Here is a 659-nt window from a genome sequence, read left to right as displayed (position 1 = left end):
TTTGATAAACATGTTCAGGAGAAATAAATTTCATACATATATTATCTTGACAAAATTTAAGACCACACCCTTGCCCATTATTATTACAAGGGACATTAGCTCTAAAAATGTACACATTATTCCTCAAATTAATAGGATCCCACACACCTATACCGGTTGTACCGCTAAAAATGGCTACTGTTTTGATCCCCAACATTGAAGCACAATGAGTAAGTCCACTATCTAAACCTATAAAGATTTTAGCTCTCTCTATAATCTTCAAAACTTCACCAATATTAGTTTTATTTATCAAATTTATTACCTTAGTATTATTCTCAAAAATTTTATACTTTCCCGCCCTGATCAAATCTAACTTACCAACCAAAACAACAACTATATTTAATTCTGATAATCTTTCAACAAGTTGAATGAAATAATCATCAGGCCAATCTCTTGCTTGAGCACCTGCTCCAATACCAAGAACTATATAATTTTCCTCAATTCTTAATATACTTTGTGTTTTATTAAACTTGATAGTGTCTAATAATAAATATTCAGATAAAGGTTTTATCTGAGGTTCTGGAATACCTAAAAAATCAAGAAACTTGAAATATTTTCGTATAATATGACGATTGAAAGGATAATCTAAAACTACATCAAATAAAAATCCAAGACCTGAT

At 29.6% G+C, this 659-nt stretch carries 1 protein-coding gene; it reads right to left on the bottom strand.

What is annotated here, in order from left to right:
- The coding region (locus ACP5P5_RS13690; protein WP_428286676.1) for a glycosyltransferase family 9 protein at positions 1 to 659 on the bottom strand (659 nt) is incomplete at both ends.

The organism is Hydrotalea sp. (assembly GCF_049968455.1).
Taxonomy (GTDB): Bacteria; Bacteroidota; Bacteroidia; order Chitinophagales; family Chitinophagaceae; genus Hydrotalea.
This window is presented reverse-complemented; position numbering and strand designations above follow the sequence as displayed.